General features: G+C 58.3%; 7 protein-coding genes. 4 read left to right on the forward strand and 3 right to left on the reverse strand.

Translation table 11 applies throughout. The features are described 5' to 3' along the window. Positions 1 to 14 precede the first annotated feature (14 nt). A complete protein-coding gene (locus ACVWW1_RS16555; RefSeq protein ID WP_456656565.1) occupies positions 15 to 1,451 on the forward strand; it encodes a DUF1254 domain-containing protein in 1,437 nt (478 codons plus the stop codon). A gap of 850 nt (positions 1,452 to 2,301) precedes the next feature. Here the strand turns inward: ACVWW1_RS16555 and ACVWW1_RS16560 are convergent. Next, a complete protein-coding gene (locus tag ACVWW1_RS16560; RefSeq protein WP_456656566.1) occupies positions 2,302 to 2,751 on the reverse strand; it encodes a c-type cytochrome in 450 nt (149 codons plus the stop codon). Between the two features lie 71 nt (positions 2,752 to 2,822). On the opposite strand from ACVWW1_RS16560, the gene ACVWW1_RS16565 reads away from it, so the two are divergent. The 3 genes from ACVWW1_RS16565 to ACVWW1_RS16575 all read left to right on the forward strand — a co-directional run bounded on the left by ACVWW1_RS16565 (position 2,823) and on the right by ACVWW1_RS16575 (position 4,226). Beyond that, a complete protein-coding gene (locus ACVWW1_RS16565) occupies positions 2,823 to 3,032 on the forward strand; it encodes a hypothetical protein (protein ID WP_456656567.1) in 210 nt (69 codons plus the stop codon). 266 nt (positions 3,033 to 3,298) lie between these two features. After that, on the forward strand, positions 3,299 to 3,679 hold the full coding sequence (locus ACVWW1_RS16570; protein WP_456656568.1) for a hypothetical protein: 381 nt from the start codon (positions 3,299 to 3,301) through the stop codon (positions 3,677 to 3,679). A 196-nt stretch (positions 3,680 to 3,875) separates the two neighbouring features. Continuing rightward, on the forward strand, positions 3,876 to 4,226 hold the full coding sequence (locus ACVWW1_RS16575; RefSeq protein WP_456656569.1) for a hypothetical protein: 351 nt from the start codon (positions 3,876 to 3,878) through the stop codon (positions 4,224 to 4,226). 179 nt (positions 4,227 to 4,405) lie between these two features. Here ACVWW1_RS16575 and ACVWW1_RS16580 read toward each other — a convergent pair whose 3' ends face one another. Continuing rightward, a complete protein-coding gene (locus ACVWW1_RS16580; protein ID WP_456656570.1) occupies positions 4,406 to 5,344 on the reverse strand; it encodes an HlyD family type I secretion periplasmic adaptor subunit in 939 nt (312 codons plus the stop codon). A 673-nt stretch (positions 5,345 to 6,017) separates the two neighbouring features. Further along, complete coding sequence (locus tag ACVWW1_RS16585; protein ID WP_456656571.1) at positions 6,018 to 7,175, reverse strand: diphosphate--fructose-6-phosphate 1-phosphotransferase; 1,158 nt, start codon at positions 7,173 to 7,175, stop codon at positions 6,018 to 6,020. Between the last annotated feature and the right edge of the window lie 134 nt (positions 7,176 to 7,309).

Here is a 7,309-nt window from a genome sequence, read left to right on the forward strand (position 1 = left end):
ACGAGGCGTTCCCCATGTTGACGAAACGCGAACTGCTCCACACTGCCGCGCTGGCAACCATTGCTGCCGCCGCATTTAGGCCCGTTCCGGCACTCGCTCAGACAAACCGCCCCGGCTTTTTGGCAGCAAAGGATATCGCTGAAGAGGGATTCATCTACGGCCTGGCTATCGTGATGAACTACGCGGTGATGTACGAGTATGCCGTCGATCATTCTTCTGGACAGTTCAAAGCACCGTTCAATCAGATCAAGAACGAAGACCACGTCTTTAGCTACAAGGACACGGCTGTCATCTCCCCCAACAGTGATACGCCCTACTCTATGGTCTGGATGGACTTGCGGGTGGAGCCCATTGTTCTCTCCGTCCCGGCAGTTGACCCGAAGCGCTACTACTCGGTTCAGCTTTGCGATGGCAACGTCTACAATTACGGTTACATAGGTTCCCGCGCCACCGGAAGCGAAGCTGGCGACTACATGGTAGTCGGGCCCAACTGGAAGGGCGAAACGCCGTCCGGCATCAAGAAAGTATTCCGGTCAACCACGCAGTTTTCGATCGCGATATATCGTACCCAACTTTTCAACCCGGATGACATCGATAACGTCAGGAATGTCCAGGCAGGGTACAACGTAGAGACGCTTTCCAAATACCTCAAACAATCGCCGCCACCGCTCGCGCCAGAGATCAGCTTTCCGAGGATCGACAAGGAACTCGTCAAGAAACACTTCTTCGAGTACCTCGATTTCGCCTTGCAGTTCGCACCGGCCCAAGCCGTCGAAATGGACATCCGCGCCAAGCTTGCCCGCATCGGTGTCGGACCCGGCAAGATCTCCAACTTCAATGATCTGTCGCTGGAAGACAAGGCGGAGGTCTTGTTGGGAATGGCGGAAGGCGAGCGCAAGGTTGACGCTGCCATCGAAAACGCCGGCGTTGGTATGAACGGCTGGCGAGTAGCTGCGTATTTTGGGGATAGCGCCTTCTACAATGGAAATTGGCTGCTTCGCGCCGCGGGAGCAAAGGCGGGCATTTACGGCAACGATTCGGTAGAAGCGACGTATCCATTGACCCGGAAAGACGCCGATGGACAGACGTTGGACGGCAGCAAATACAACTACACAATAACTTTTCCTTCAGGTCAGTTGCCGCCGGTGAACGCGTTCTGGTCGATCACGATGTATGATGGCAAGACTGAGTTGTTGATTCAAAACCCGATCGATCGGTACCTCGTCAATTCTCCCATGCTTCCCGCGATGAACAAAAATGCGGATGGGTCGGTCACGATTTACATTCAGTACAAATCACCAGGCGCCGACAGGGAGGCCAACTGGTTACCAGCTCCCAACGGGCCGATTTATTTGGGCATGCGGTTGTACTGGCCGAAGACCGAAGCGCCATCGATCCTGCCCATAGGCAAAGGAACGTGGCAGCCGCCTGGTGTGAGACGGGTCTCGTAATCTTCCACTCAGGGTCGATTGTGTTGAAGAGCTCGGCTCCAAGCCGAGGGAGGTCGCTGATTCATTTCTCCCAAGGGGACGGAAGATTCGTCTAATTTCCGTCTATCTTCGTTGCGGCTACCATTAAAGCCAGCCTCGCTACAGGATGGCGCCGGCGAATGGAGGGCCCGACCCGCCCACAGCCCCTCTCGTCGAGCAAGCCGGAAAGTCCACCTGGCGCGGTCAATCAATCGCCATCGGGTCGCCATCGGCGATGGCGCCACCAGGGTAACATTCCCAGATGCGGCAATACGGGGGGCAAACAGTGCGCCGAATGACACCTAGAACTTGTGATCGATGCCGGTACGGATCGTAAAGGTATTCGAGCTTTACGGACCAGTTCTGGGCGAACGCCCATTCGGCACCTAGACCGGCCGCCATGCCGAAGCAGAACAGTTCGTAAGCACACCAGCCGTTCCGCAAGGCGAGCCGGCAATCGAGGTGCCATTGGCGCTGGACTTGATGAAGGCCGCGCCGCCGGTAGCGTAGAACAGCCGGTTATTTCATGGCGACGCCTGCGCTCGCCGCGCGATCCTTAATGTGAATCAAGTCGCAAACGATCACCGCCGATCCACTGCCAATTGGCTCGATGGTGCGCCAAGTGCGGTACACCTTTGTAAGGGCCGCTTACCTACTAGACAGGCCGAGCGATCACGCGCTCTTCGTTGGCAAGCAACGTGTCATGGCATCACGTGAGGAGTGACCGCCACCATAGCAATACATCCGTCAATCTATCTGCGAAGCCGATGTAACCGAGATAGAGCGTGATCAATGCGCTATGATCAGATGCCATCTCTTCTCTGCTGCGAATCTATTTCTCCTGGATTTGAGCCAGATACTCGACGATATCCCGTATTCGTTTTTGTATAACCCCTTCTGGGTCGCAAGGTAGATCCAGCAGTGAGTCGATAGGCTTAGGTTGATATGCTTTTCTTTGCGGGTCCGGCCGAGGTCCTTGCCGACATCCCCAAATTGGCATTTCAGAGTTGTGATGCGGTGCGCTACGCCCGTCGATTCTCTCTGCGATGGCAACAGCTGAAAACACGCCATTGTTTCTCTTTGCGAGGACTGTCAAATCAGCGGCCTGAATTCTGAGCCTACTGCTCATCGGACCCGTCCCCTTCCCATCGACACCGTGGCACCCCGCGCAATTTGACAGATACGCATTCCGCCTCTCTTCAAGATCTTGAGCCCGGACGCAAGTGTTCGTTGCCACGACAATGCAGGCTATCGATATCCACCTCCATGGAATCATTTTCATAACGTTATCTTAGTTGACACTCTAGTCTGGCTGGTTCGGCAGACGGATCCAAAGGTTGTGCTGTCTTTCGCATGTCCTGCTTGATCTGCGTCAACGCCGCCGCAGAGCCGAAGTGGCTTCCTGCAAAGTCGCATGTCGGCATTCAGGAGGTTGGAATGCTTTTTCCGCGATTGCGACTTTTGCTGCCGAACGAGACAGACGCGGTGCAAACTTTGTCACGCGTACTGGTCGAGGAATTAGCGGGCGGCACAGCATCGGATTACAGTGAAAAGGGCTTTTAGATGCGGCGCGCCCGACTTCTTCTCTCCGCGGTCATCATTTTGAATGCCGCATTGTCACCTGCGGCCTTGGCCGGAAGCAACCGCGAGCAGACCCCGACGTCTCGGACCGCGCTCCCGGTGAGCGTCGAAGCTCATCGCAAGGTGCTCACCCGCAGCCCCCTCTTGCGACAGGATCTGTTCGATCGCGCCAACCCGACGAACGTCCGGTCGAACTGGCCGGCTCCGCCGGCTCAACCCGGGCAATTCTGAAGCAAAGGATCACGCAAATGAAAATCGCCTTACTGTCTATGGCACTTCTCGGAAGCAGCCTGCTGCCTGTTTCCGATAAGGTGCCCGAGTTGCGGGTGGAAGCCCTGTGCCAGTCCACAGTAGCGACCGATAAGGCGATGGGCCTCGACGAGGCTCAAAGCTTAGGAGACTGCATGCGCGATGAGACGACCGCGCAAACGCAATTGCGTCCGCTGTGGTCTTCCACCGCAGCATCAGTCCGCGATTCCTGCGAGGGCGAGGCCACGTCCGGAGGGATCCAGAGCTATGTCGATCTTCTCACCTGCATTCAGATGACGGACATTGCGAATTCGCTGACGAAAAGCTCGGGATTGAGAGGAGCGAGCAAGAACCGGAACGAGACATCGCAGGGCGGCTAACCGCGTGCGCGTGGTAGCGCGAACGCCTCCGCTAGGCAGGTCCATTTCTCCGCTCCAGCTTCAGGCGGTGCGCGCGAGGCGACGATTGCGACAAGGCGATTGACGGAGATCAACTGCCTTCCTCCGCGCGCAGGTTAGATAGCTCAGTTTAGTTCCCCGTTGGATTGAGTTCAGATTCAAACGAAGGAATAAATTGATGAAGCGTTTCTCGTCGATTTTTGGCGTCGCGGCGATGCTGACGGCAACCGGGGCGGCTGCCCAATCGGTGGATCTCACGGGCACCTACACCTGTGTCCAAATGTGCCGTGGCGATATGCTGGCTGTTGTCACGCAGAACGGATCCGAGCTTAATCTCACAACAGAGGCTGGCGTGCCTTCGCGCGCATGGCCGGACTGGATCTATCCGAACAACCGCATCTGGATCGACGTCTACAACATCAGCGCGGTCTATACACCTGATGGTATGACAGTTCAGTTCGACAACGGGACCATATGGCAGCGCAACGTGCTGCCGCTGCCGCCGCCGCCGCGTCGTAGGACCAGATAGGCACGAGCCCTAGACCCAGAAAGTTCTGCGTAAGACCGTGAGCTTTCCGCGCTTGCTGGCCTTTCTTGTTACTCGGCGTGGGGTCCGAGCGCCGATCGGCATTCTAAGTACCTGATCGACCTCATGATGGCAGGGGTCAATCCGTACGCCGATTGACAGTGTGCTCACGCACGCGGCTCCTATCGCTCCTTCAGCGCCTCGGATGCAACCTTGGCAAGCGGCGAGAGCAGGTAGTCGATCAAGCGGCGGCTGTCGGTCTTGATTTCCACGGTCACGGTCATGCCCGGAGTTAGAGCGATCATCGCACCGTCTACATTGATCGCCTGATCTTCGAGCGCGATGGTAACCGGAAAGACGAAGCTCGGCGACTGTCCGGCCTGACTGGCAGGCGGGACGCCGGCCGTATTGGCGGTGGCGTTGGCGAGACCGCGCTTGGCCTCTTGTTCCTCGACCGCCTCGGATGCGATACGCATGACTGTTCCGTGCAGAACGCCAAAACGGGTGAAGGGGAAGGCGTCGACCTTGATCGCCGCAGTCTGGCCGGGCTTGATGAAGCCGATGTCGAGATTGGCGACGAGCGCCTCGATTTGTAGCGCCCCTTCGGTTGGCGCCACGACCAGCAGTTGCTGCCCCGTGGTGACGACTTGACCAACGGTGGTCACCGCCATCTGCTGGGCGACGCCGTCGACCGGCGAATGGAGCCTGGTGCGCGCCAGACGCACCCACGCCTTGACCTGCGCCTGTTTGGCTCCATCCGCCTTGCGCTCGGCCTCCGCCTGCTTGTTTCCATTATCGGCGACGAATTGTGACAGCGTCTTGATCTTCTCGCTGGCGAGCTCCATCAGCGCAGCTTCGGTTTCGATCAGCTCGCCCTGGTCGGAGGCCCGCGACGATTGCGACTTCTCCAGCTCCCCCCTGGCGTCGTACAAATTGATCTTGGTCCCGACCTTGAGATCGTATGATTGCTGGCGCACGCTCAGGAGGTCGGTCAGCGTCTGAATCAGCTTGTCCTGATAGGCGATTCTCATGTCCAAGCGCTGGCGCGTCGCCTCCTTCTGGGCCATCTGCTTGTCGAGGCTTTGCAAGGCGCCAATGAGGTGGTTGACGTCGGCCGTCAACACCGCAGCCTCGCGCAAGCGGACCGCCTCGGGGAGCCCGGCTCATGCGACCTGGCGCAATCAATAATCGAGCTAATTAATGTAGGTTGGTCAACTACGATGCCTTGGTAAATACCGATAAGGGAGTACCACCTCGGCTGGGACTGAACGTGTCGGCTCGCAACCATGAGACGCCGTGATCCGAACAAGCACGCCGTCGGCGCATTGAGCCCTTTCTCGATAATCCCGCACCAATATCGACACCGGCCGAAGAAGCACCCCGAGTTTCTCTCCTGGGCAGCGGCACGATCGCGACGTTAGCTAAGGGCCTCGGGACGATTATCAGAACGGCAAAAGCGAAGGATTGCCGCAGCGAAGCTGGGTGAGGAGGGGCGCCAGATGAATGTCCAAATAAGCGCCGAACTTTGACGAGGGGTCAAATCGCGCGCCGAATGACACACACCCGCCTGCCACCAGAGCGCGGTCATGCAGCAGCCAATCCGAGCGGTGAAAATGAACTCTCTACCTGTTGTAATTGGAAGACGACGGTTATTCTCCAGGTCTCGTACTTCGGACCGGTTGGAACTGTAGCCAAGCTCCGCACAAGGACGGCGTTGCCCACGAGCGGACGTCCGCGGTTGTGCCAAAAAACACTTCTAAGAGCCTCACGTTGAGAATGCCCTATCCGGAATTTTCACACGAACGGCAGGAAGATGTCGGGCCGTGTGGGTAGAAGCCGCCGAAAATAGCCCCGTCCCTCAGCCGAAACGGCACTGCTGCCAGAAAAGAAGTCGTCCGGCATATGACGCGTTTTGCCAGCCACACGCTCGAGCGGCACGAGCTGAGGTTCGATGCGGTCGCCGTCATAGTGTAGCACCACCGAGCCATTGCCGGTTAAGGCGCTTTGCGCGGCAAATTCGCCTGCGGCGAAAGCCTCCTTGCGGTCGGTTTCGTCGATCACGCCGATATATCCGCGTGGTAGATAGCCTAGCGTATCGACGCGCGCCCTTGCCTTGCGAAAACGCGATTTCAGCGCTTTTTGGATTTCGATGCCGAGATCGCCGCCGGTCAATTGCAGATTGCCATGGGCGTCGCGCTCGACCGCCCCGCCCGCCAACGCCTCGGTGAGAGGCCGACCCATCTCGTCCTGCACGCCCTCGGACATCGAAACGATGCAGCGGCCCAGGCGCGCATAAACCGCATCGACCTCGTCGAGGAACCGGGGAATCGAGAACGGCTGTTCCGGTGTGTAGATCAGATGCGGGGCATCGTCGGGCGATTGCTGCCAGCCTGCGGCGGCGGCGGTGAGAAAGCCGGCATGACGGCCCATAACGATGGCCACATGGATGCCGGGCATGGCGCGAAAATCGAGATCGATGCTGACAAGGGCGTTGGCGACGAAGGCGGCGGCCGAGATGAAGCCGGGGACATGATCGTTCTCCATCAAGTCGTTATCGATCGTCTTGGGGGCATGCACGAAATGGCAGGGGCCACTTGACTGTTGACGCAGCAGCTCGAGCGTTCCGGCCGTGTCATTGCCGCCAATATAGACGAAGGCACGGGCGTCGAGCCGGTCCAGCGCCGCGAGGATATCAGAACATGTGTCGGGATCTGGTTTGTCGCGGGTCGAGCCGAGCGCCGAATTGGGCGTATTGCCGAGGCGGTGCAGATCCGCCTCGGGGACGGCGGTGAGGTCGACGACGTTGTCCGCCGTGAGGCCGCGCACGCCATAGCGCGCGCCGAGAATCTGCAACGACGGATCATGCCTGCGCGCGGCAAGGATGGCGCCGCACAGCGTCTGGTTGATCACAGCGGTGGGGCCGCCGCCCTGGGCAATGACGATCGATTGCATGAATTCTCCATGACTTTATTATTGCTGTGCCGCCCGCGGACAGTGAAAGACGATTGAAGCGAAAATTATCCAATTCTGCAACGAGCTGTGGCCTGCAGCGAATGGATCTTTGGATCTGCGTCTTGCTAACCGTG

This window comes from Bradyrhizobium sp. JR3.5, assembly GCF_054057015.1.

What these genes read in the sequence shown, in the direction of transcription:
- ACVWW1_RS16555 (WP_456656565.1), top strand. Translation starts at nt 15, where the DNA reads ATGTTGACGAAACGCGAACTGCTCCACACTGCCGCGCTGGCAACCATT.
- ACVWW1_RS16570 (WP_456656568.1), top strand. Translation starts at nt 3,299, where the DNA reads ATGAAAATCGCCTTACTGTCTATGGCACTTCTCGGAAGCAGCCTGCTG.
- ACVWW1_RS16560 (WP_456656566.1), bottom strand. Translation starts at nt 2,751, where the DNA reads ATGAAAATGATTCCATGGAGGTGGATATCGATAGCCTGCATTGTCGTG.
- ACVWW1_RS16575 (WP_456656569.1), top strand. Translation starts at nt 3,876, where the DNA reads ATGAAGCGTTTCTCGTCGATTTTTGGCGTCGCGGCGATGCTGACGGCA.
- ACVWW1_RS16565 (WP_456656567.1), top strand. Translation starts at nt 2,823, where the DNA reads ATGTCCTGCTTGATCTGCGTCAACGCCGCCGCAGAGCCGAAGTGGCTT.
- ACVWW1_RS16585 (WP_456656571.1), bottom strand. Translation starts at nt 7,175, where the DNA reads ATGCAATCGATCGTCATTGCCCAGGGCGGCGGCCCCACCGCTGTGATC.